The sequence below is a fragment of the Streptomyces thermodiastaticus genome (assembly GCF_014656135.1).
Taxonomy (GTDB): domain Bacteria; phylum Actinomycetota; class Actinomycetes; order Streptomycetales; family Streptomycetaceae; genus Streptomyces; species Streptomyces thermodiastaticus.
Genome location: NZ_BNBV01000012.1, coordinates 105,775 through 127,023, shown reverse-complemented (window position 1 = coordinate 127,023; position 21,249 = coordinate 105,775). Strand labels below are relative to the sequence as shown.

The 21,249-nt window shown below is 72.3% G+C and carries 16 protein-coding genes; 9 read left to right on the top strand and 7 right to left on the bottom strand.

Annotated elements, in window-relative coordinates; genetic code table 11:
- The first annotated feature begins 16 nt into the window (after window positions 1-16).
- From cofD to IE286_RS13840, 3 genes are all read left to right on the top strand, one after another.
- Window positions 17-976, top strand: coding sequence for a 2-phospho-L-lactate transferase (gene cofD / locus IE286_RS13850; RefSeq protein WP_189796993.1), 960 nt, complete (start codon window positions 17-19; stop codon window positions 974-976).
- Window positions 973-2,325 (top strand): coenzyme F420-0:L-glutamate ligase, encoded by a 1,353-nt coding sequence (locus IE286_RS13845; RefSeq protein WP_189796992.1) that lies wholly within the window; start codon window positions 973-975, stop codon window positions 2,323-2,325. The genes cofD and IE286_RS13845 overlap by 4 nt, the downstream gene beginning before the upstream one ends.
- 97 nt (window positions 2,326-2,422) lie before the next feature.
- Window positions 2,423-3,424: a DNA-3-methyladenine glycosylase family protein gene (locus tag IE286_RS13840; RefSeq protein WP_189796991.1), complete on the top strand. Its 1,002-nt coding sequence runs from the start codon at window positions 2,423-2,425 to the stop codon at window positions 3,422-3,424.
- 26 nt (window positions 3,425-3,450) lie between these two features.
- Here IE286_RS13840 and manB read toward each other — a convergent pair whose 3' ends face one another.
- On the bottom strand, window positions 3,451-4,533 hold the full coding sequence (manB, locus tag IE286_RS13835) for a mannose-1-phosphate guanylyltransferase (RefSeq protein ID WP_189796990.1): 1,083 nt from the start codon (window positions 4,531-4,533) through the stop codon (window positions 3,451-3,453).
- Between the two features lie 134 nt (window positions 4,534-4,667).
- Complete coding sequence (locus IE286_RS13830) at window positions 4,668-6,104, bottom strand: peptidoglycan recognition protein family protein (RefSeq protein WP_189797014.1); 1,437 nt, start codon at window positions 6,102-6,104, stop codon at window positions 4,668-4,670.
- A 151-nt stretch (window positions 6,105-6,255) separates the two neighbouring features.
- Here IE286_RS13830 and IE286_RS13825 point away from each other — a divergent pair, with 151 nt between their 5' ends.
- The 3 genes from IE286_RS13825 to IE286_RS13815 all read left to right on the top strand — a co-directional run bounded on the left by IE286_RS13825 (window position 6,256) and on the right by IE286_RS13815 (window position 11,143).
- The gene (locus IE286_RS13825; RefSeq protein WP_189796989.1) at window positions 6,256-7,011 is read left to right on the top strand and encodes a TIGR03089 family protein; all 756 of its coding nucleotides are present in this window, start codon (window positions 6,256-6,258) and stop codon (window positions 7,009-7,011) included.
- A 555-nt stretch (window positions 7,012-7,566) separates the two neighbouring features.
- Window positions 7,567-9,342: an LCP family protein gene (locus tag IE286_RS13820; RefSeq protein ID WP_189796988.1), complete on the top strand. Its 1,776-nt coding sequence runs from the start codon at window positions 7,567-7,569 to the stop codon at window positions 9,340-9,342.
- A gap of 139 nt (window positions 9,343-9,481) precedes the next feature.
- On the top strand, window positions 9,482-11,143 hold the full coding sequence (locus IE286_RS13815; protein ID WP_229862676.1) for an LCP family protein: 1,662 nt from the start codon (window positions 9,482-9,484) through the stop codon (window positions 11,141-11,143).
- Window positions 11,144-11,283: 140 nt separating this feature from the next.
- Here the strand turns inward: IE286_RS13815 and IE286_RS13810 are convergent, their stop codons facing one another.
- Window positions 11,284-12,315 (bottom strand): glycosyltransferase family 2 protein, encoded by a 1,032-nt coding sequence (locus tag IE286_RS13810; protein WP_189796986.1) that lies wholly within the window; start codon window positions 12,313-12,315, stop codon window positions 11,284-11,286.
- 125 nt (window positions 12,316-12,440) lie between these two features.
- Here IE286_RS13810 and IE286_RS13805 point away from each other — a divergent pair, with 125 nt between their 5' ends.
- Complete coding sequence (locus IE286_RS13805) at window positions 12,441-13,940, top strand: LCP family protein (RefSeq protein WP_189796985.1); 1,500 nt, start codon at window positions 12,441-12,443, stop codon at window positions 13,938-13,940.
- A gap of 73 nt (window positions 13,941-14,013) precedes the next feature.
- Here the strand turns inward: IE286_RS13805 and IE286_RS13800 are convergent, their stop codons facing one another.
- The gene (locus IE286_RS13800) at window positions 14,014-14,571 is read right to left on the bottom strand and encodes an acyl-CoA thioesterase (protein ID WP_229862673.1); all 558 of its coding nucleotides are present in this window, start codon (window positions 14,569-14,571) and stop codon (window positions 14,014-14,016) included.
- Between the two features lie 119 nt (window positions 14,572-14,690).
- Between IE286_RS13800 and IE286_RS13795 the strand changes: the two genes are divergently transcribed.
- A complete protein-coding gene (locus IE286_RS13795) occupies window positions 14,691-16,016 on the top strand; it encodes an LCP family glycopolymer transferase (protein WP_189796983.1) in 1,326 nt (441 codons plus the stop codon).
- Window positions 16,017-16,096: 80 nt separating this feature from the next.
- Here the strand turns inward: IE286_RS13795 and IE286_RS13790 are convergent, their stop codons facing one another.
- Both IE286_RS13790 and IE286_RS13785 read right to left on the bottom strand, forming a co-directional pair.
- Window positions 16,097-16,465: a four-helix bundle copper-binding protein gene (locus IE286_RS13790; protein ID WP_189796982.1), complete on the bottom strand. Its 369-nt coding sequence runs from the start codon at window positions 16,463-16,465 to the stop codon at window positions 16,097-16,099.
- A gap of 853 nt (window positions 16,466-17,318) precedes the next feature.
- A complete protein-coding gene (locus IE286_RS13785; RefSeq protein ID WP_267969663.1) occupies window positions 17,319-18,476 on the bottom strand; it encodes an acyl-CoA dehydrogenase in 1,158 nt (385 codons plus the stop codon).
- A gap of 180 nt (window positions 18,477-18,656) precedes the next feature.
- Between IE286_RS13785 and IE286_RS13780 the strand changes: the two genes are divergently transcribed.
- Window positions 18,657-20,000, top strand: a complete 1,344-nt coding sequence (locus IE286_RS13780) for a UDP-glucose dehydrogenase family protein (RefSeq protein WP_189796981.1) — start codon at window positions 18,657-18,659, stop codon at window positions 19,998-20,000.
- 70 nt (window positions 20,001-20,070) lie between these two features.
- Here IE286_RS13780 and IE286_RS13775 read toward each other — a convergent pair whose 3' ends face one another.
- Entirely contained in the window at window positions 20,071-21,249 is a 1,179-nt protein-coding gene (locus IE286_RS13775; RefSeq protein WP_189796980.1) for a dipeptidase, read from the bottom strand.

The following is a 21,249-nucleotide window of genomic DNA, read 5'->3' as shown; positions in this document are numbered from 1 at the left end:
CTGACACACTGGTCCCATGCGGATTGTGGTTCTGGCAGGCGGCATCGGTGGTGCCCGGTTCCTGCGCGGTCTGAAGCGTGCCGTGCCGGACGCGGACGTCACGGTCATCGGCAACACCGGCGACGACATCCACCTCTTCGGGCTGAAGGTCTGCCCGGACCTGGACACGGTGATGTACACCCTCGGCGGCGGCATCGACGAGGAGCAGGGCTGGGGCCGGGCCGAGGAGACCTTCCACGTCAAGGAGGAGCTGGCGGCCTACGGCGTCGGACCGCAGTGGTTCGGGCTCGGCGACCGCGACTTCGCCACGCACATCGTGCGCACCCAGATGCTGAGCGCCGGCTATCCGCTCAGCGCGGTGACCGAGGCGCTGTGCGACCGGTGGAAGCCCGGCGTCCGGCTCATCCCGATGTCCGACGACCGGGTGGAGACCCATGTCGCCGTGGAGATCGACGGGCAGCGCAAGGCGATCCATTTCCAGGAGTACTGGGTGCGGCTGCGCGCGTCGGTGCCCGCCGAGGCGGTCGTGCCGGTCGGCGCCGAGCAGGCCAAGCCCGCGCCGGGCGTGCTGGAGGCGATCTCCGAGGCCGAGGTGATCCTCTTCCCGCCGTCCAACCCGGTCGTCTCCATCGGCACCATCCTTTCGGTGCCCGGCATCCGGGAGGCGATCGCGGACGCCGGGGTGCCGGTGATCGGCCTGTCCCCCATCGTCGGAAACGCCCCGGTGCGCGGCATGGCCGACAAGGTCCTCGCGGCGGTCGGCGTGGAGGCCACGGCCGCGGCGGTGGCCGAGCACTACGGCTCGGGTCTGCTCGACGGCTGGCTCGTCGACACGGTGGACGCCGCCTCGGTGGAGCGCGTCGAGGCGGCCGGCATCCGGTGCCGGGCGGTGCCGCTGATGATGACGGACGCCGACGCCGCCGCGCAGATGGCGCGCGAGGCGCTGGCCCTGGCCGAGGAGGTGCGCGGCGCATGAGCGGCACATCGTCGGCACCGAGGCCGGACGGCACCGCGCCGGGCGCGGGCGGTGCGCCCGCCTACCAGGTGTGGGCCGTGTCCGGGATACCGGAGGTCGCCCCGGGCGCGGACCTGGCCAAGCTGATCGCCGAGGCGGAACCCGGCCTCGCGGACGGTGACGTGCTGCTGGTCACCTCGAAGATCGTCTCCAAGGCGGAGGGACGCGTGCTGCGGGCGGCCGACCGGGAGGCCGCCATCGACGCCGAGACGGTCCGGGTGGTGGCCCGGCGCGGGCCGCTGCGCATTGTGGAGAACCGGCAGGGGCTGGTCATGGCCGCCGCCGGCGTCGACGCCTCCAACACCGCCCCCGGCACCGTGCTGCTGCTGCCCGAGGACCCGGACGCCTCCGCACGCGCCATCCGGGACGGCCTGCGCGAGGCCCTCGGCGTCGACGTCGCGGTCGTCGTCACCGACACCTTCGGCCGCCCGTGGCGGGTCGGGCTCACCGACGTCGCGATCGGCGCCGCCGGGCTCCGCGTCCTGGACGACCTGCGCGGCGGCACGGACGCGCACGGCAACCCGCTCCAGGCCACCGTGGTCGCCACCGCCGACGAACTCGCCGCCGCCGGCGACCTGGTCAAGGGCAAGGCGGCCGGGCTGCCGGTGGCCGTGGTGCGCGGGCTGGGGCATCTGGTGAGCGCCGAGGACGGTCCGGGCGCCCGGGCCCTGGTGCGCGGCGCACACGACGACATGTTCCGGCTCGGCACCTCCGAGGCCGTCCGGGAGGCGGTGACCCAGCGGCGCACCGTGCGGGCCTTCACCGACGAGCCCGTCGATCCCGGCGCCGTACGACGCGCGGTGGCGGCGGCGGTCACGGCGCCCGCCCCGCACCACACCACGCCGTGGCGGTTCGTGCTGCTGGAGTCCGCCGCGACGCGGACCCGGCTGCTGGACGCCATGCGCGAGGCCTGGATCGCGGACCTCAGGCGGGACGGCAAGAGCGAGGAGTCCATCGCGAAACGCATCCGCCGCGGCGACGTGCTGCGCAACGCCCCGTACCTGGTGGTGCCCTGCCTGGTCATGGACGGTGCGCACACCTACGGCGATGCGCGGCGCGATGCCGCCGAGCGGGAGATGTTCGTGGTGGCCGCCGGGGCCGGGGTGCAGAATTTCCTGGTGGCGCTCGCCGGGGAGCGGCTCGGCTCGGCGTGGGTGTCGTCGACGATGTTCTGCCGGGACGTGGTGCGCGAGGTGCTGGGTCTGCCGCAGGAGTGGGATCCGATGGGTGCCGTCGCCGTCGGGCATCCGGCCGAGGAGCCCAGGCCGCGGCCGGAGCGGCAGGCGTCCGCGTTCATCGAGGTGCGCTGAGGGCGGCCGCCCGCCGGGTTCTCGGTGAGGCACGCCGGCCGGCCGGGCACGGTCCGGCGGCCCGCCCGGGACGCCGGACCGCCTAGGCTCGTCGTCCGTGGCAGGACGATTCGCTCCGCGGCCCGCCGGCACCACGGTGCGCGGCGGGCGTGCCGTCGTGCCCGCGGGTGTGCCGCGGCAGGCGGCCGCCCCGGGGCGGGAGCGCCTTTGGGCGCCCGAGGGCCCGCTGGATCTGCGCCTGGTGCTCGGTCCGCTGCGGCGCGGCCCGGGCGACCCGACCTTCCGTGCCCTGCCCGACGGCTCCGTGTGGCGGGCCAGCCGTACACCGCTGGGCCCCGCGACGCTCCGGGTGACCGCGCACGGCGGCGCGGTGAGGGGCCAGGCGTGGGGGCCGGGCGCCGAGTGGCTGCTGGAACAGCTGCCCGAACTGCTCGGCGCCGCCGACGACCCGTCGGCGTTCCGGCCCCGGCACCGGCTGCTCGCGCTGACCCGGCACCGGCGTCCCGGGCTGCGGCTGACGCGGACCGGGCTGGTGCTGGAGTCGCTGATCCCGACGGTGCTGGAGCAGAAGGTCACCACGGTCGAGGCGTACGCGGCGTGGCGCACGCTGGTGCAAAGGTTCGGCGAGCCGGCGCCCGGTCCGGTGCCCGCGCGGATGTACGTGATGCCGGCGCCGCGCACCTGGGCGCTGATCCCGTCCTGGGAGTGGCGCCGCGCCGGGGTCGACGACAAACGCGCCTCCACAGTGCTGCGGGCGGTACGGGTCGCGGCACGGCTGGAGGAGGCGGCGGGGATGTCCCCGGCGGCGGCACGGCAGCGGCTGGAGGCGGTGTCCGGGATCGGGCCGTGGACGTCGGCGGAGACCGTGCAGCGCAGTCACGGGGCGCCGGACGAGGTGACGACCGGCGACCTGCATCTGCCGGGGATCGTCGGATACGCGCTGGCCGGGAACCGGCACGCGGACGACGCCGAGATGCTGCGCCTGCTGCAGCCGTACGCCGGGCAGCGGCACCGGGCGGCCCGGCTGATCCTGCTGAGCGGACAGGTGCCGCCGCGCAGGGCGCCACGCATGCCCAGGGGGCACGTCGGACGCCTCTGAGGCCGTGACCGCCCGGCTGACGCGGGCTACTGGTCCGAGGAGAAGCGCACCGCCCCCGCCGGGATGCGGGCGTCGCACCAGACCCGGACGCCCTCCCTGAGCTCGTTGTCGGCGCCCACCACCGCGCCGTCGCCGATGACCGTGCCGGTCAGGACGGAACGGGTGCCGATCCGGGCGCGGGTGCCGATGAGCGAGTCGGTGATGACGGCGCCCGGCTCGATGACCGCCCCGGGCAGGATCGCGCTGCCCGTCACGCGCGCCCCTTCGGCGACGAACGCTCCCTCGCCCACCACCGTGCCGCCCGTCAGCTTGGCGTCGGGGGCGACGACGGCCGTGGGCAGGATCAGCCGGTCGCCGCAGCGGCCGGGGACGGCCGGGGAGGGAGCGCGGCCGAGGACCAGGTCCGCCGAGCCGCGGACGAACGCGGCCGGGGTGCCGAGGTCCAGCCAGTAGGTGGAGTCCACCATGCCCTGCAGATGGGCGCCGGCGGCCAGCAGGCCGGGGAAGGTCTCCCGCTCCACCGACACCGGGCGGCCCTGCGGGATGGTGTCGATGACGGACCGCCGGAAGACGTACGCCCCGGCGTTGATCTGGTCGGTGACGATCTCCTCGGGGGTCTGCGGCTTCTCCAGGAAGGCCAGCACCCGGCCGGACTCGTCGGTGGGGACCAGCCCGTACGCCCGGGGGTCCGTCACCTTCGTCAGGTGCAGGGAGACGTCCGCGCCGGTCTCCTGGTGGGTGCGCACCAGGGCCTGGATGTCGAGCCCGGTGAGGATGTCGCCGTTGAAGACCAGGACCGGCTCGTCCGGGCCGGAGCGCAGCCGTGCGGCGGCGTTGCGGATCGCGCCGCCGGTGCCCAGCGGCTCCTCCTCCGTCACGTACTCCAGGTGGAGTCCGAGCGAGGAGCCGTCGCCGAAGTACGGTTCGAAGACCTCGGCCAGGTAGGACGTGGCCAGCACGATGTGCTCCACGCCCGCCGCCCGGGCCCGCGCCAGCTGGTGCGTGAGAAACGGCACGCCCGCCGCCCGCACCATGGGCTTGGGGGTGTGCACGGTGAGCGGGCGCAGCCGGGTGCCCTTGCCGCCGACCAGGAGAATCGCTTCTGTCACCTGTCGTCTCTGCTTCCTGCCGGGACCGGCCGATGGGTCCTTTCGGCCGGCCAGTGTATGCAGACCGTTGCCACAGCGTTCGAACCAGTTGCCTCAGCTCTCCGACGCCCTCGGTGCGGAGCCGGTCCTGCTCCTCAGCGGCCCTGGTAGCGCGCGGCGGCCGTGCGGATCGTGCCCAGCTCGCCGTAGAGCCGCCCGCCAGGGCAGTCGGTGGCGAATCCGTCCCGATGGCCGGAGATCACGTGCAGGCGTACGTTCTTCCCTTTTTGATGGAGGTTGCCACCGCCGGACGTCAGATATGTGTGTCCGCGGGGATCCGCCCCGTACAGCCCGAGCTTCCAGGCCGCCAGCCGCGCCACCGCGTCGACGGCGGCGGCAGACGGCCGGGCCGTGCTGTAGGTGCCGATGACGGCGACGCCCACGGTGTCGCTGTTGAACCCCAGGGTGTGGGCGCCGAGGACCGGTCTGGCCACCCCGCCGGCCCGGCCCTCGTAGACGGTTCCGCACTTGTCGATGAGGAAGTTGTAGCCGATGTCGCGCCAGCCCATGCTCCTGGCGTGGTAACGGTAGATACTGCGGACGACCGAGGGCGCCTGCGCGCAGGTGTAGGCGTTGCCCGTGGCGGTGTGGTGGACGAACACCGCATCGACCCGCTTCGTGTAGCCGAATCCGCTCTCCCGCAGCGACTCGTCCGCTCCCCAGCCGCGGCGGGTGACGATGCCCGGCCGCGGGCCGATCCGCGGCTCGGCGCGGCGGTCCAGCTCCGGGTCCGTGCCGCGCAGCACGCTCAGTTCACGTTCGGTCTGTTCACGGCCGGCCGGCGGGATCACGGTCGCGCCCAGCGGGGCGAGGCCCGCGTCGGCGGCGGAGGCGGCCATCGCGGCCTCGGTCGTCCCGCCCGTGTACGCCCCGTCATCCACGGTGCCGGCGCCTGCGGCCGGGGCCGGATCACCGGGGTCGACCAGCTCCAGGCGCAGCCCCGCGGGCAGCGGCCGGCCGGTGTGCCGCCCCGGCTTCGCCGCTTGCCGCCCCTGCGCGGAATCGGCGCGCACGCGCACCTCCACGGCGTCGCTGCCGCCCACCCACAGCGGTGCGGTGGCTCCGCGCACGGGGCCGCCGGCGCGCTCGGTGCCGGACGGGTCGGGTCCGTGGCCGGCGTGGTGCGTCTCGAGGTCCTGCCAGCCCGACCAGGCGCCGGTGGCGGCGGACCGGGTGCGGACCTGTGCGCTGCCGTGCAGTTCGGCGCGGGGATCGTCCCAGACGACGCCGAGCAGCGAGAAGGGCCGGACCCGGGTCCGGCTCAGACCCAGCTCGCGGACCGGTCCGGCGAGGCGGCCGCGCGGCCGCGTGTCGCCCAGCGGGACCAGCGGCAGGGACTGGGTGCTGCCGGGGACGGCGGCCCGCGCCGTGCCCCGCGCCGCCGCACCGTGCGCCGCCGCTGCCGCCGCTTCAGGGGCCGCCGGGACCGCGGTGGCGGGCAGGGCGGGTGCGAGGGCGAGACAGAACACGCTGGTGACACCGATCGAGGACGCGAGGATGCCGTTTCGACGCATGTCATCGATCTTGTACATGGTCATACATATCTGTCCACGAAGAGATGACGGTGCGTCGTTTTTTCCGATGTTTTCTCCGGCGGTCCCTCGGCCGAACCGGTGACCGGCCACCGCCCCCGGCGGCGCCCGCGGGCACCGCACCGGCCCGGCGGCGCGTACGCTGACGCGGATGAACGCCACCGAACGAACCCCCGCGGACCTGCTGGCTTCCGCGCTGGCCGCGGATCCCGGACGTCCCCTGATCACCTTCTACGACGACGCCACGGGCGAACGCGTCGAGCTGTCCGTGGCCACCTTCGCCAACTGGGTGGCCAAGACCGCGAATCTGCTGCAGTCGGACCTCGCCGCCGGACCCGGCGACCGGGTCGCCCTGCTGCTGCCGGCGCACTGGCAGACGGCCGTATGGCTGCTGGCGTGCGCCTCGGTGGGGGTCTGCGCGGACGTCGACGGGAACGCCGCGGAGGCCGACGTGGTCGTCAGCGGCCCGGACCGGCTCGACGAGGCGCGGGCCTGTTCCGGGGAGCGCATCGCGCTGTCCCTGCGCCCGCTCGGCGCCCGGTTCCCGCAGCCGCCCGAGGGTTTCGCCGACTACGCCGTCGAAGTGCCGGGACAGGGCGACCGGTTCGTGCCGTTCGCACCCGTGGACCCGGAGGAGCCCGCGCTGATCGTGGCCGGCGCGGAGTACACCGCGGCCGAGGTCGTGGACCGGGCCCTCGGCGACGCTCCGGACCTCGGCCTGACCGGCCCCGGTTCGCGGCTGCTGTCGGGACTGCCGTACGACACCTGGAAGGGCCTGAGCGCGGGCCTGTACGCGCCCCTCGCGGCCGGCGGGTCGGTCGTGCTGTGCCGGAATCTGGACCGGCTGGACGAGGAGGCACTGGCCAAGCGCGTCGACAGCGAGCGGGTCACGACGACGGCGAGGTGAACCCCGCCGCGGCCCCGGATCCGCGGGCCGCCTGCCGGCCCGGGCGCGGCCCGTCGCCGGACGCGCCCGGGCCGTTCCCCGGCTCCGTCCCGTTCCGACGTCGCACCGGCGCGCGGAACGTCGTCCACCGCGCCGCCCATTTCTCAGGCACTCCACAGGAATTCACCGGGTGGCTGAGCAACACCCTGTCCGGCGACGGGCATTCACCGGACGTTTTCCTCTCCCGCCCGCCCCGGCCCCGCGACCGCCCGCAGGCCGTTTCTCACGGGAGCACGCGCCCCCTCCCGGAGCGTCGTCAGAGAGCCCGGCCACTGCACAAAAGATTGGCCGGAAGCGACTCCGTCTTCGCGATTCTTCGAAGAAATGGGCGGATTGCCCAGGTGTGAGGACGTGGAATGCGTCACCGGCGTCGCTCGATCCTCAACAGGCCCGATAGTGTGAGCGATCCGGTGCATCCGGCCGCGAGGTGACCCTGGGGTCGTGCACTGGGAGGACCAGACCTGAGCGCCTCGAGGGGAAGGCGCCGCGTGGCCCCGACGGAGGGTTCGGACAACCGTGGACGCGCAAGGCCGTGGGCGGGAAGACAACATCGACCCCGCAGACCAGTGGGTACTCAATCCGAACACCGGCGAATACGAGCTGCGACTGACCCCTCCCTCTGCGCAGCCGTCGGTGCCCGGGCCGCGCAAACCCGCACCCCGGCCGGGAGATGACGCCACCCCCTCCGACCGCCCCGGCGCCCCCGGCACCCCGGACGGCCGGTCCGGCCGCCGGCAGGAGCGCGAGACCACGCCCGCCCGCACGGTCCCCGGACAGCGCCGCCGCCGCGGCACGCCCGCCGAGCAGCCCGCTCCCGGGCGCCGGGGACGCCGGCCGCAGAAGAAGTCGCGGACGAAGAAGGTCCTGGCGTGGACCGGCGGGACGATGGCGTTCGTACTGGTGGGCGCGGGCTGCGCCGGCTATCTGGTGCTCAAGCACCTCGAGGGCAACATCTCCAGCACCGACGTCGGCAACGCGGCCAAGGACGGCTTCAGCAAGGACGAGGCCTTCAACATCCTGATCATCGGCACCGACAAGCGCACCGGCGAGGGCAACGAGGGCTACGGCGACAAGGGCAGCGTCGGCCACGCGGACACCAACATCCTGCTGCACGTCTCCAAGGACCGCACCAACGCCACGGCGCTGAGCATCCCCCGCGACCTGATCGTGGACGTCCCGGACTGCCCGACCAAGCAGCCCGACGGCTCGACGAAGGTCATCCCCGGCGAGGAGGACGTCCGGTTCAACACCAGCCTCGGCCAGAACGGCCGGGACGCGGGCTGCACCATGCGCACGGTGAAGGAGGTCACCGGCATCCAGCCCGACCACTTCATGATGGCCGACTTCAACGCGGTCAAGACGCTGACCACGGCGGTGGGCGGCGTCGACATCTGTCTCAAGCACGACGTGGACGACCCCGACTCGCATCTGAAGCTGTCCGCCGGCCAGCACACGATCGAGGGCGAGCAGGCGCTGGCGTTCGTCCGCACCCGGCACAGCTTCGGCAACCAGGGCGACCTGGACCGCATCAAGGTGCAGCAGCAGTTCCTGAGTTCGCTGATGCGCAAGATGTCCTCCGGCGACACCCTCACCAACCCGACCAAGCTGTACGACCTGGCCGACGCGGCGACCAAGGCGCTCACCGTCGACAAGGGCATCGACAAGGTCAGCACGCTCAAGGACATGGCCCTGGAGCTGAAGAAGGTGCCGACGAAGAACATCACCTTCCTGACCGTCCCGGTGCTCGACAACCCGGCGGACGGCCCCGTGCACAAGACGGTCATCGTCGACCCCAACCAGGCGCCCGCGGTCTTCGACTCCATCCGCAACGACGTCTCCTTCACCGAGGTGAAGAAGCAGCAGCAGAAGGCCAAGGACGAAGCCGCCGACCGGCTGAAGGGCACCCAGTCCGCGGCCTCCGAAGTGCGGGTGCGCGTCCTCAACGGCGGAGGACCCGACGGGGCCGCGCAGCAGACGCTCACCTGGCTGCAGAACACCCAGGGCGTGCTGAAGTCGGAGAACGGCGGCAACGCGCCCGAGAAGATCGACAAGACGACGCTGGAGTACGCCCCCGACCAGGCCCCGCAGGCCCGCAAGCTCGCCGCGATCATGGGGCTGCCGGGGTCCGCGCTCAAGCCGGGCGAGAGCGTGACCAACTCGCAGGGGCTGCCGGAGATGACGCTCACCCTGGGCCGGGACTTCAAGGGTGCCGGCACGCCGCTCACCACCCCGACGAAGGCCCCCAAGGTGGACGGGCAGTCCACGGCCGACGAGGTCAAGTGCGCGGGTTGAGCACCGGACGCCACCCTTCGGCCTTCTCGCGCGTCTAACAAGGCGCAGTCGGTCTGTGCGGACGGCACAGCAGGGCGGGGAGGATGGGGAGTTGACGCGGAGTGAGGTGCGTGCGCAGGGGCCTGCGGCCGAGGAAGCAGTGCCTGTCACGCATGCGGACGAGGGCACGCGGGGGGACGGCCCGAAGCGCCGCGGCCAGACGGGAGACGGCGGACGGGGCCCGGACGGCACGGCGGCGCGGCGCGGCGGGGGAAGAGGCCCGCGCAGGCGGGTGCTGCGCTGGTCGGCGACGGTCCTGGGGCTGGTGATACTCGGCACCGCCGGTGCCGGGTACCTGTACTACGCCCACCTGAACAGCAACATACGCACCGGGCAGCGCGACATCGGCAGCGATCTGAAGGCGCACAGACCCACGCCCAACGCGGCCGGCCAGACGCCGGTGAACATCCTGCTGATCGGCTCCGACAGCCGTAACTCCGACGAGAACGTCGCACTCGGCGGCAGCCGGGAGAACCGGGGCAACCCGCCGCTGGGCGACGTGCAGATGCTCATCCACCTCTCCGCGGACCGCAAGAGCGCCGCGGTGGTCAGCATCCCGCGCGACACCCGCGTCGACATCCCCGCGTGCACCGACCCCGCGACCGGCAAGCACTACCCGCCGGTGAACACGATCATCAACGAGTCGCTGGCCCGCGGCGGCGCCGGCTGCACCCTGGCGACCTGGCAGAACCTCACCGGGGTCTATATCGACCACTGGATGACGATCGACTTCGCGGGCGTGGTGAAGATGGCCGACGCCATCGGCGGCGTCGACGTGTGCGTGAAACAGAACGTCTGGGACCGCCCGCTGCCCGGCGTGCCCGGCGGATCCGGACTCAAGCTGACCGCCGGCACCCACACGGTCAAGGGCAAGCAGGCCCTGCAGTGGCTGCGCACCCGGCACGCCTGGGGCAGCGACCTGCTGCGGGCCCGCGCCCAGCACATGTACCTGAACTCGATGATCCGCACGCTCACCGGCCAGAACATCTTCACCGACACCGGCCGCCTGATGGACCTGGCGGAGGCCGCCACCAAGTCCCTTCAGGTGTCGGAGGAGATCGGCACGGTCAAGAAGCTGTACGACCTGGCGATGCAGCTCAAGACGGTCCCGCCGGACCGCATCACCATGACGACCATGCCCAACGTCCCGGACCCGCAGAACAAGAACCACGTCGTCCCGGACGGCGCCAACGCCGAGAAGATCTGGCAGATGCTCCGCGACGACGTGCCCTTCGACTCCCACGGCGATTCCGCCGGCGACACCTCGGGCCGCGCGAAGGACACGGCGGACGGGCAGAAGGACGAGCCGGCCGCGACCGCCCGGACCACCGCACCCCCCGCACACGCGGACGGTGACATCGGTGTCCTGGTGCAGAACGGCACCCGCACCGCCGGCCTCGCCGCGGTCGGCCACCGGGCGAGCGAGATCAGCCAGGTCCTGGTGGGCAAGGGCTTCACCCGGGCGAGGGCGGACGCATCGGTGACGCTGTCGATGGACGAGACGGTCGTGCGCTACCCGAGCGCCGACCTCAAGGGCGACGCCGAGCGCGTGGCCGCGGCGCTGGGCATCCCCTCCGGTGCGGTGCAGAAGTCGACGGACGTCAGCGGCGTCACCGTCATCGTGGGCGCGGACTGGCGCTCCGGCACCGCCTACCCCCACCAGGACCCGCCGAAGGCCGGCGACATCCCGGAGAACTCCGACGCGATCAACGGCGCCGACACCAGCCAGTGCATGGACGTCTACGCGCCCTATCGCTGGTAGCACCGCCGACGGCGGGGCGCCGGCCTCGGCGGGCGCCCTTCCGGCACGGCAGGAGCACCCGGCGCGCCCCGGCACGACACGGGGCCCCTCCCCGAGGCGGGAGGAGCCCCTCGTCGTGCCGCTCACGCGGCCGGCCCGGCTCAGTCGGCGGCAGCGGTGATGGCGGGCCGCCGGGAAGCGATGACCTTCTTCGCCAGCGACCGCGGACTGGTCAGATAGCCCCAGCCCCACGACATGTGCATCGTGGCCAGGGCGAGCGGGATGCGCAGCCGGGCCCCCAGCGGCAGCCCCTTGCCCGCCGGCACCGACCCGGCGATGATCGCCGCCAGATAGCCGCCCGGGATCACGTACGCCCACGGGGTCAGGGCCGAGCCCACCACGATCCCGGCCACGATCGCGCACACCGCGGTCGGCGGGGCGAGGTAGCGCAGGTTGATGGAGCCCTTGTGGTACCGGGCGACGACATGCCGCCAGCGGCCGTAGTCCTTGTACTGCTTGGCCAGCGCCCGCACGGTGGGCCGGGGGCGGTAGGAGACCCGCAGCTCGGGCGAGAACCAGATCAGGCCGCCCGCCTCACGGATACGGAAGTTCAGCTCCCAGTCCTGGGCACGGATGAACTCCTCGTTGTACCCGCCCTGTCGCTCCAGTGCCTCACGGCGGAAGACACCCAGGTACACCGTCTCGGCGGGGCCGGCCTGGCCGCCGGTGTGGAAAGCGGCGTTGCCCACACCGATCTTCGAGGTCATCGCGGCCGCGACGGCGCGCTCCCAGTCGTTCTCCCCCTCGGCGTGCATGATTCCGCCGACGTTCTGCGCGCCGGTCTCCTCCAGCAGCCGTACCGCCGTGGCGATGTAGTTCGGCGACAGCATCCCGTGGCCGTCGACGCGCACGACGATCGGGTGCCGGGACGCCTTGATCGCGGCGTTCAGCGCGGCCGGGGTGCGGCCGCTGGGGTTCGGGACCGTGTGCACGCGGGGGTCTTCCCGTACGAGCTCGGCCGCGATCTCGTCCGTGCGGTCCGTCGACGGACCCAGGGCGATCACGACCTCCAGCTCGCCGTCGTACTCCTGCGCGAGGATCGCTTCGACGGCTCCGCGCAGATGCCGCTCTTCGTTGAGGACCGGCATGATCACAGAAACGGCGGGGAGCCGCACGTCGGGATTGGTGTTCATCGCCGCTCACGTTACCGCGAACGGGGGACGCCCATGCGCGCCGCCGGGGTGCTGCACCGGTGCGCAGATCGTATGTGCCTACGGTGCTCACGGTGCCCGCCCATGTATATGCGGAGGTGTCCCCCATGTCCACCACGCCGCCCCGGCCCTCGTCGCACGCAGCGCCGCAGCGGCGCGGGAGGCGGCCGGCCGCCGCACCGCCGGCGGGCCGTGTGCCCGGCGCACCCGTGCCGCGCCGCAGACCGCGCTGGGCCATGCGGGCGGCGACGACGCTGTCGGTGGTGGTGCTCGCCTCGGCCGGCATCGGGCACGCGGTGGTCTCCAGCCTGGACGCCGGCATCATGCGGGTCGATCCGTTCCGGGACATGAAGAACCGGCCGCCGACCGGGCACGGCATGAACGTGCTGCTGGTCGGCACGGACGGGCGGGACAGGCTCACCGCGCAGGAGCGGCGCCGCTACCGGCTGGGCGGCGAGCCCTGCCACTGCACCGACACGATGATGATCGTGCACCTGTCGGCGGACCGGGAGCGGGCCAGCGTGGTCAGCCTGCCCCGCGACACCTACGTCCGGCTGCCCGCCTACACCGACCCGAGGACCGGCAGGCGGCGCGCGCCGCACGCGGTGAAGCTGAACGCGGCCTACGCCGAGGGCGGACCGGCCCTGACCGTGCGCACCGTGGAGAGCCTGACCCGCCTGAAGATCGACCACTATCTGGAGGTCGACTTCACCACCTTCATGCGCACCGTCGACGTCCTCGGCGGGGTCAGGCTGTGCACCACCGAACCGCTGAAGGACAGCTACACCGGCCTGGACCTGCCCGCCGGCACCCACACCCTGGGCGGCGGCCAGGCCCTGCAGTACGTCCGCTCCCGGCACATCGACGCGGTCGGCGACCTGGGCCGCATGCGGCGCCAGCAGCGGTTCCTGGCCGCACTGATCGACCGCGCGACCTCCTCCCGGGTGCTGCTGAACCCGATCAAATTCCGGGACGTGACCCGGGCGGTGCTCGGCTCGGTCCGGGCCGACCGGAACTTCCACACCGACGAGCTGCTCGATCTGGGGCGGGCGATGCGGGACTTCTCGCCGTCGTCCTCGGAGTTCACCACCGTGCCGATCGCCCGGACCTCCTACCCCGTCCCGGGCCTCGGCTCCACCGTGAAGTGGGACGAGGCCGAGGCGGAGCAGCTCTTCCGCAAGCTGCGCGAGGACCGGTCGCTGGCCACGGGCAGGCCCGCGCGCCGCCCGGACGACGCGGTGGCCGTGGCGGTGGCACCGTCCCGGATCCGGGTGCAGGTGGAGAACGGCACCAGCACGGTGGGGCTGGGCCGACGGGTGGACACCGCGCTGCGCACGGCCGGGTTCGCCACCACCGGAGCGCCCGTGGACTCCCAGCAGCGCGGGGTGCGGCGGACCCGGGTCCTCTACGACCCCCGCTGGGACCGTTCGGCCAGGTCGCTGGCGGCCGCCCTGCCGGGCAGCGAGCTGCGCGCGGTGGCCGGGCAGGGCGCGACGATGCGGGTGATCGTCGGCACGGACCACCAAGCGGTGCGGAAGGTGAAGGTGGAGGACCCGGCACGCAGCGCCGCGCGGGTGGTGCGCGGCGACGAGGTGACGTGCGGCTGAGCCGGGCGGCCCGGGCCGCGGGGACGGCACGGCGCACCGGGCGGATGCGGTCCGGGACCGGACGCCGCCGGACTCAGTCCTCGAACCCCTCCGCGGCACGGCGCTCGCGCAGCTCCATGATGGCGCGGCGGCGGGCCAGGCGGTGGGTGCGGCGGATCTGCGCCTCCTGGTAGCGGCGCTTGTCCTGCTCGGTCTCGGGCAGCACCGGCAGAACGGGGCGGGGCTTGCCGTCGGCGTCCACCGCGGCGAACACCAGATAGGCGGAGCCGACGTGGGTGGGCGGCGCGGACTCGTTCCAGCGCTCGGCGAGCACCTTCACACCGACCTCCATGGAGGTCCGGCCGGTCCAGTTGACCTGGGCCTTGACGTGGACGAGATCACCGACCCGCACGGGTTCGAGGAACGCCATCTCGTCCATGGACGCGGTGACGGCGGGGCCGCCGCTGTGCCGGCCGGCCACCGCGCCCGCCGCGTCGTCGACCAGTTTCATGATCACCCCGCCGTGCACCGTCCCCAGCAGGTTGGTGTCGTGGTGGGTCATGATGTGGCTGAGCGTGGTCCGGGACGCAGAGGTCGGCTTGCCGGGTATGTCCGTGGTTCCGGACTCGGCGACGGGGGCCTGTTCTGTCATGCCCTCCACCTTATGCCGAGGCGGCATCGGCCTGTTTTGTGTCGGCTTCGCAACAGCCGTGGCCCTGTTCTTCGACGGCCCTTGTACGGCCCGTGGCCCGGACCGGCACACTGGGGCGCATGAATGAATGGCCCGAAGGGTGGACCGGCGACGACCGAGGCCCCCGCTACGGACGCGGCAGCAGCGGCGCGGAGCCGGAGGGCGCTCGTGTGATGCGCCAGGTACGGCGCGGCCCGGCCCCGCAGCGCGGGCAGGGCCCCTACGGCAGGCCGGGCGGCCAGGGGCCCGCGGCACCGCCGCACGGCGTGCCGCGGCAGCCGTCGTACGTCGACGGCGGCCAGGGCCCCGCGTACGCCGGCGACGGCCAGGGGTACGACAGCGGGTACAACACCGGCCAGGTCTACGGACGCCCGGCCGGCGACCACGGCGGCCCCGGTGCGGGCGGCAGCCGCGGCCCGCGCCCCGCGCCGAACTGGGGCCGCCGCATCAAGTGGACCGCGATCACCGTGGTCGCGGTGGTGGTGGTCACCTCGGTGGCGACCTACTTCTGGGCCGACTCCAAGCTGCGCCGCGAGGTCGACCTGTCCAAGGTCATCGAGCGGCCCGAGCCGGGCAAGGGCACGAACTACCTGATCGTCGGCTCCGACAGCCGCGAGGGCATGTCCGCCGAGGACAAGAAGAAGCTGCACACCGGCTCCGCCGAGGGCAAGCGCACCGACTCGATGATGATCTTGCACGTCGGCGACAACGGCGACACGCTGATATCGCTGCCGCGCGACTCCGACGTGGAGATCCCCTCCTTCCGGGGAGCCGAGTCGGGCAAGCTGTACCCGGCCACCGGCCGGCACACCAAGCTGAACGCGGCCTACGCGGAGGACGGCCCGGCGCTGCTGGTGCGCACCATCGAGTACAACACCGGCCTGCACATCGACCACTACGTGGAGATCGGCTTCGCGGGCTTCGCGAACATCGTCGACGCGGTCGGCGGCGTGGAGATCACCATCGACAAGCCGTTCAAGGACAAGTGGTCCGGCGCCGATTTCCAGGCGGGCAAGCAGAAGCTGAACGGCGAGGAGGCCCTGGCCTTCGTCCGCACCCGGCACGCCTTCGCGGCCTCCGACCTGCAGCGCACCAGGAATCAGCAGAAGTTCCTGTCCGCGCTGGCCCACCAGGTCGCCACCCCTGGCACGGTGCTGAACCCGTTCAAGCTCTACCCGACGCTGGGCGCGGGCCTGGACTCGCTGATCGTCGACAAGGACATGGGCCTGTGGGACCTGGCGTCGATGTTCTGGGCGATGAAGGGTGTCAGCGGCGGTGACGGCACCTCCATGAACATGCCGATCTCCGGATCCGTGGGCGGCAACCTCGTCTGGGACAAGGCGAAGCTGAAGACCCTGGTGAACGAGCTGAACAACGACCAGAAGGTCACGGTGACCGGGGACTGACCCCGGCCCACGACGCGGGAAGAGCCCCGGGTGCCAGGCGCACCACGGGGCTTTCCGCTTCGGCCGGACCGCCGCCCGTCTCACATACGGGTGCCCGCCATCTGGCGGCACATCTCGGCGCAGCGACGACACGCCTCCGCACAGCGCGCCATCATCTTGTCGTCCGGCATGGACCTACACGCCTCGGCGCACATGTCGCAGGCCTTGGCACAGACCGTGCACATCTCGGACGCCATGGGCGAGCGCCGCATCATCATGTCGGCGCACATGCGCGTGGTCTCCGAGCAGTCCATGAGGGCGCGCATGATCTGCATCTGGGCCTGCCCGCCCATCTGCATGCAGGAGCTCATGGCCTCCTCGCAGATGGTGTGGCAGCTCATGCAGGCCTCGACACAGTCCTGCATCTCCTTGCTGAGTGCGGGCGCGGTACCCGGCTGGGTGTGAGTCATGGCTCCTCCTGGGGGACGAGAGGGGCCCGGGGCCGGACCCCGTTCACCTCCGTCGTACGCCCGGTCGTGGCTTTCCGCCATCCGAGAAATCCGTGGCCGTGCAGGGGCCGTCCGGGTGAGGCCGTGGTACGCGGTTCCTTCCCTGGTCACGGACGGCCCTCCGGAGCAGAGGTCAACGGGCGCACGTACGGCGTCGAGGACACGGGCACGGTGTACCCCGACAGCGGCCCGGGCATCATCAAGCTCGACCGGAACGAATACGCCGCCCTCCAGCAGATCGCCAAGGCCAAGGGCGATATCAGTGCAGCCCCGCAGCTGACGCGGAATCCGCGCTTCACAGACAACCCAGAGGCCGTACAGAAGGCCCTAATGGGCGGTACCGGGAGGCCGAGGCCGAGTTCTACACGTCCGGTCTTCCCCCGATGATGTCCGGCCATTGGCTGATGAAGCGAGGGCAGGCATCAGCGGAGCGGACCTGGACCGACCCCTTGGAAGCGGTCGAATGGCTGACCAAGCAGTACCAGGAGAACCCGCCGCACCAGGACACCCGAGGGACAGACCTGCATCAGCCTGGACGTCAAACGGCAGCGGGCGGTGGACCGGCTGAGCCTCGGCACGGATGTGACCTGGGTCCACTACACACGCTCGGGCAGCATCCTGTCCGTCTCGATCGTCTGCTACCCCACCATCCACCACCCCGAACTGACATGCCCACTGGGCTCTTGGCACCGATGACGTCCGGGGACGGCGAGCACGCCCCTTCTCCTCAGCCGGATCCCACAAGCACCAGCCCCCGGCAGCTCGCCGGGGGCTGTGTTCGGCCGGAAACGGCTTCCGAGCTGTGGAAACGCCGTTACGGCAGGTTCCGCGCCATCACGATCCGCTGGACCTGGTTCGTGCCCTCATAGATCTGAGTGATCTTGGCGTCACGCATCATGCGCTCCACCGGGTAGTCGCGGGTGTAGCCGTAGCCGCCGAGGAGCTGGACGGCGTCGGTGGTGACCTCCATGGCGACGTCGGAGGCGAAGCACTTGGCGGCGGCGCCCTGGTAGGTGAGGTCGGCGTCGCCGCGTTCGGAGGCGGCGGCGGCCTGGTAGGTCAGGGCGCGGGCGGCCGAGATCTTCATGGCCATGTCGGCCAGCATGAACTGGATGCCCTGGAAGTCGGCGATCGGCTTGCCGAACTGCTTGCGCTCCCGGACGTAGTTCTTGGCGTAGTCCAGGGCGCCCTGGGCGATGCCGAGGGCCTGGGCGGCGATGGTGATGCGGGTGTGGTCGAGGGTCCGCATCGCGGTGGCGAAGCCGGTGCCCTCCTCGCCGATCATACGGTCGGCGGGGATCCGCACGTTGTCGAGGTAGACCTCGCGGGTCGGGGAGCCCTTGATGCCGAGCTTCTTCTCCGGGGCGCCGAAGGAGACGCCCGGGTCGGACTTCTCCACCACGAACGCGGAGATGCCCTTGGAGCGCTTGCCCGGGTCGGTGACGGCCATGACCGTGTAGAACTCGGAGACGCCGGCGTTGGTGATCCAGCGCTTGACGCCGTTGAGGACCCAGTGGTCGCCGTCGCGGACCGCCCTGGTCTTCATGCCCGCGGCGTCGGAGCCGGCCTCCGGCTCGGACAGGCAGTACGAGAACATCGCCTTGCCCTTGGCGAGCGGGCCCAGGTACTTCTTCTTCAGCTCCTCGGAGCCGGACAGGATCAGCGGCAGCGAGCCCAGCTTGTTCACCGCCGGGATCAGGGAGGAGGACGCGCAGACGCGGGCCACCTCCTCGATCACGATGACGGTGGCCAGGGCGTCGGCGCCCGCGCCGCCGTACTCCTCGGGGACGTGCACGGCGTGCAGGTCGTTGGCGACCAGCGCCTCCAGCGCCTCCTGCGGGAAGCGGCCCTCCTCGTCGACCGCGGCGGCGTACGGCGCGATCTTCGCCTCGGCCAGCGAGCGGACGGCGTCGCGGAGCATGTCGTGCTCCTCGGACGGGCGGTACAGGTCGAAGTCAGCCGATCCGGCCAAGGTCTCTCACGCTCCAAGACGGCTCGATGCTAATTACCGTTAAGTAACCCGGATTCTAGAGGCTTGCTCACGCGCGGGATACGTGAGTTTGACGACAGCGGTCACTTTGCCCGGTGAGGGCCGTGCGCATGCCCCGGATATGCTCGACCCGCGCATCGCCGTCCCTTTTCTGGAGCATCCATGAGCCTCAAGATCACCGTGATCGGCACCGGCTATCTCGGCGCGACCCACGCCGCCGCCATGGCCGAGCTGGGGTTCGAGGTGCTGGGCCTGGACGTGGTGCCGGAGAAGATCGAGATGCTGCGGCGCGGTGAGGTTCCGATGTTCGAGCCGGGCCTTGAGGAGCTGCTGCGCAAGCACGTGGCCGGCATCGAGGGATCCACCGGGCGGCTGCGCTTCACCCAGGACTACGCCGAGGCGGGCGCCTTCGGCGACGTCCACTTCATCTGCGTCAACACCCCGCAGAAGCACGGCGAGTACGCCTGCGACATGTCCTACGTCGACGCCGCGGTCACCGCGCTCGCCCCGCATCTGACCGCTCCGGCGCTCGTGGTCGGCAAGTCGACGGTGCCGGTGGGTTCGGCCGACCGGCTGGCCCGGACGATCGCCCAGCTGGCACCGGCCGGCGAGGACGCGGAGCTGGCCTGGAACCCGGAGTTCCTGCGCGAGGGCTTCGCCGTGCAGGACACGCTGCACCCGGACCGGATCGTGGTCGGGGTGCGCAGCGAGCGCGCCGAGAAGCTGCTGCGCGAGGTGTACGCCACACCGATCGCCGAGGGTTCGCCGTTCCTCGTCACCGACTTCCCGACCGCGGAGCTGGTGAAGACCGCCGCGAATTCCTTCCTGGCCACGAAGATCTCCTTCATCAACGCGATGGCGGAGGTGTGCGAGGCCGCGGGCGGCGACGTGGCGAAACTCGCGGAGGCGATCGGCTACGACGACCGCATCGGCCGGAAATTCCTGCGCGCCGGCATCGGATTCGGCGGCGGCTGCCTGCCCAAGGACATCCGCGCGTTCATGGCGCGCGCCGGTGAGCTGGGCGCCGACCAGGCGCTGACGTTCCTGCGCGAGATCGACTCGATCAACATGCGCCAGCGCGGGCAGATGGTCGAGCTGGCCCGGCAGGCGCTGGGCGGCGGGCCGTTCCTCGGCAAGCGGGTGGCGGTGCTGGGCGCCACCTTCAAGCCCGACTCCGACGACGTGCGCGACTCGCCCGCGCTCAACGTCGCCGGGCAGATCCACCTCCAGGGCGGCCAGGTGACGGTGTTCGACCCGAAGGGCATGGACAACGCCCGGCGGGTCTTCCCCACGCTGGGCTACGCCGACTCCGCGCTGGAGGCGGTCCGCGGCGCCGACGTGGTGCTGCATCTGACCGAGTGGCAGGAGTTCCGTGAGCTGGACCCGGCCGAGCTGGGCGAGGTCGTGGGGTCCCGGGTGATCCTGGACGGCCGCAACGCGCTGGACCCCGAGCTGTGGCGCCGCGCCGGCTGGACGTACCGCGCGATGGGCCGCCCCACGGCGTAGTCCCGGTCCGGAGAACAGCGATCCGGCGCGGGCGCGCTGCCTCTGCCGGATCGTGCCCGTCACGCGCCCCTCAGCCGTCCAGTTCCTCGATCGTCGCGTTCGACGGTGCGCGGGTGGACTGCAGGTCACGGGCCACGTCCTCCGCGGCGCCCAGGACGCGGACCGCGTTCTGCCAGGTCAGCTTGGCCAGGTCGGCCTTCGACCAGCCGCGGTCCAGCAGCTCGGCGAGCAGGTTGGGGTAGCCGGAGACGTCGCTGAGGCCGTCGGGGGTGAAGGCGGTGCCGTCGTAGTCGCCGCCGATGCCGAGGTGGTCGACGCCGGCGACCTCGCGCATGTGGTCGAGGTGGTCGGCGACCGTGGCGACGGTGGCGACGGGGCGGGGGTGGGCCGCCTCGAAGGCGCGGTGCACCTTCATCGCCTCGGGGGTGGTGTCGAGGTGGTGGAAGCCGTGGGCCCGCATGTTCTCGTCGGCGGCGGCCGTCCAGTCCACGGCGGCCCGCAGGACGAACTTCGGCACGAACGTCACCATGGCGATGCCGCCGTTGGCGGGCAGGCGCTCCAGGACGTCGTCGGGGATGTTGCGCGGGTGGTCGCACACGGCCCGGGCGGAGGAGTGGGAGAAGATCACCGGGGCTTCGGAGGTGTCCAGGGCGTCCCGCATGGTGGTCGCGGCCACATGGGAGAGGTCGACCAGCATGCCGAGGCGGTTCATCTCCCGCACGACCTCGCGGCCGAAGGCCGACAGGCCGCCGACGCCCGGTTCGTCGGTGGCGGAGTCCGCCCACGGCACGTTGTCGTTGTGGGTGAGCGTCAGGTAGCGCACGCCCAGCGCGTACAGGCCGCGCAGGGTGCCGAGCGAGCAGGCGATGGAGTGCCCGCCCTCGGCGCCCATCAGGGACGCGATGCGTCCCTCGCGGCGGGCCGTCTCCATGTCGGCGGCGGTCAGCGCGGGGGCCAGGTCGCGGGGGTGGCGGGCGATCAGCTGCCGGACGCAGTCGATCTGCTCCAGCGTCGCGGGCACCGGATCGGGCTGGTCGGCGCGGACGTACACCGACCAGTACTGGGCCCCGACGCCGCCCTCGCGCAGCCGGGGGATGTCGGTGTGCAGGTGGGCGTCCTGGCGGTGGGCGATGTCGCGGGCGGCGAGGTCGTAGCGGACCTGTTCGCGCAGGGCCCACGGCAGGTCGTTGTGGCCGTCGACGACGGGGAACTCGCGCAGCAGTTCCCGGGCCTTCTCCAGCGAGGTCAT

Excerpts from the sequence above, each read along its gene's own strand:
- IE286_RS13825 (WP_189796989.1), top strand. The coding sequence starts at position 6,256 with ATGAACGCCACCGAACGAACCCCCGCGGACCTGCTGGCTTCCGCGCTG.
- IE286_RS13800 (WP_229862673.1), bottom strand. The coding sequence starts at position 14,571 with ATGACAGAACAGGCCCCCGTCGCCGAGTCCGGAACCACGGACATACCC.
- IE286_RS13845 (WP_189796992.1), top strand. The coding sequence starts at position 973 with ATGAGCGGCACATCGTCGGCACCGAGGCCGGACGGCACCGCGCCGGGC.
- IE286_RS13810 (WP_189796986.1), bottom strand. The coding sequence starts at position 12,315 with ATGAACACCAATCCCGACGTGCGGCTCCCCGCCGTTTCTGTGATCATG.
- IE286_RS13830 (WP_189797014.1), bottom strand. The coding sequence starts at position 6,104 with ATGTACAAGATCGATGACATGCGTCGAAACGGCATCCTCGCGTCCTCG.
- IE286_RS13780 (WP_189796981.1), top strand. The coding sequence starts at position 18,657 with ATGAGCCTCAAGATCACCGTGATCGGCACCGGCTATCTCGGCGCGACC.
- IE286_RS13790 (WP_189796982.1), bottom strand. The coding sequence starts at position 16,465 with ATGACTCACACCCAGCCGGGTACCGCGCCCGCACTCAGCAAGGAGATG.
- IE286_RS13795 (WP_189796983.1), top strand. The coding sequence starts at position 14,691 with ATGAATGAATGGCCCGAAGGGTGGACCGGCGACGACCGAGGCCCCCGC.
- IE286_RS13775 (WP_189796980.1), bottom strand. The coding sequence starts at position 21,249 with ATGACCTCGCTGGAGAAGGCCCGGGAACTGCTGCGCGAGTTCCCCGTC.
- cofD (WP_189796993.1), top strand. The coding sequence starts at position 17 with ATGCGGATTGTGGTTCTGGCAGGCGGCATCGGTGGTGCCCGGTTCCTG.
- IE286_RS13805 (WP_189796985.1), top strand. The coding sequence starts at position 12,441 with ATGTCCACCACGCCGCCCCGGCCCTCGTCGCACGCAGCGCCGCAGCGG.